The organism is Mycobacterium szulgai (genome assembly GCF_002116635.1).
In the GTDB taxonomy this organism is placed as follows: Bacteria; Actinomycetota; Actinomycetes; order Mycobacteriales; family Mycobacteriaceae; genus Mycobacterium; species Mycobacterium szulgai.
Genome location: NZ_LQPW01000002.1, coordinates 1 through 1,329, shown reverse-complemented (window position 1 = coordinate 1,329; position 1,329 = coordinate 1). Strand labels below are relative to the sequence as shown.

Here is a 1,329-nt window from a genome sequence, read left to right as displayed (position 1 = left end):
CGGGCATACAACTCGCCGTAGGAGATTGCGCTCGCCGGGCGATCGCCGTCGGATAGCAGCAACGCCGGGGCCTGCGGGGCTGCTGTCGCGTGATCGGCGATGTTCACGGGTGGGCCCTACGATGTCGCGCCAGCAGACGAGGCGGCCGCGCCCGCCTGCCGGCGCGCCTGCTCGGAGGGCAGCACCTTGTCCTTGAACACCGTCTGGATGAGCTGCTGCACGTCCTTGCTGATCGACGCGAGCGCGACGAGGTCGTTCGAACTCTGCCAGTGCACCCGCATGCCCATCAGCTCCCAGGCGCGCTTGAGGTTGGCCTTGGTGGCCAGCAGCGTCGTCATCCCGCGCATCGAGTTGGTCGCGCGGGACGACCTCGTTGACCAGGCCGACCTCCAGCGCCCGCTTGGCGTCGATCACTTCGGCCAGATACAGGTAGTAGGCAGCGCGGCGCCAGTTCATGAAAACCCATGGCTCGATCGAACATTCGCCCGACGGCATCCCGAAGCCCTGTAGCGGTGGATAGGAGAAGTATGCGTCCTCGGATGCGATGACGATGTCGGTGGTCAGCCCGTAGTGCGTGCCTCCGCCGACGCAGTAACCGTGGACCTGGGCGATCGTCGGCTTGGAGAACTCCCACAGGTTCAGCACCGGCTTGACGAATAAGTCGGTCTGCGGCTTCCACGGTGTGCCCATCACCTTTGCGCCCTCGACAAATGCGGGGTAGTCGACCGCGTTGTTGCCGATGGCGTGCCCCGAGCAGAAGCCTTTGCCGTTGGCCTTGAGGATCAGCACTTTGATGTCGTAATCGCGGTCCGCGTCCAACAGCGCGGCGTCGACTTCCTCGGCCAGCTTCTGATCCTGAGCGTTGGCCTTCTCTGGCCAGTTGAGTGTGACGCGAGCGATCGGCCCTTCTTTTTCGTAGATGATTCTCTCGCGGGTCTCGTTGAGATCCATATGTCTACCTTTCGTTATCGCGTGATGACGCCGATTTGGGCGCCGATGTCGTAGGTGTTTCCGATCTGGCCGGTCCACTGCACGGTCCCGGACACACCCGCTTCGATTTCCTGTTCCACCTTCTCGGTGGCGATGACGTAGATCGGTGTGCCCTCCTCGACATGCTGGCCGGTGTCGACGAGCAGCTCGGTGAGTTCGGCTTCCGAAACCGCCACCGAAACCCGTGGGATGCGAATGATGAAGTCAGCCACGCAGTTCCGCCTTCTGCAGGGTGTGCAGCGCTGCGGCCACGATTCGCTGCGGTGACGGGTACATCTGCGCTTCGAGCGTGGCCGCGGCCGGGTTGGGGGTGAACCTGGCACCCACCCGCTCCACGGG

1 protein-coding gene and 2 pseudogenes are annotated in these 1,329 nt (G+C 63.8%); all 3 read right to left on the bottom strand.

The window, feature by feature from the left end:
• Nucleotides 1–116: 116 nt before the first annotated feature.
• Nucleotides 117–951 (bottom strand): annotated as a pseudogene (locus tag AWC27_RS00110) (enoyl-CoA hydratase-related protein).
• Between the two features lie 14 nt (nucleotides 952–965).
• The gene (locus tag AWC27_RS00105; protein ID WP_085668366.1) at nucleotides 966–1,202 is read right to left on the bottom strand and encodes a biotin/lipoyl-containing protein; all 237 of its coding nucleotides are present in this window, start codon (nucleotides 1,200–1,202) and stop codon (nucleotides 966–968) included.
• Nucleotides 1,195–1,329 (bottom strand): annotated as a pseudogene (locus AWC27_RS31690) (alpha-ketoacid dehydrogenase subunit beta); the annotation flags it as partial. The pseudogene AWC27_RS31690 and the gene AWC27_RS00105, both read right to left, overlap by 8 nt.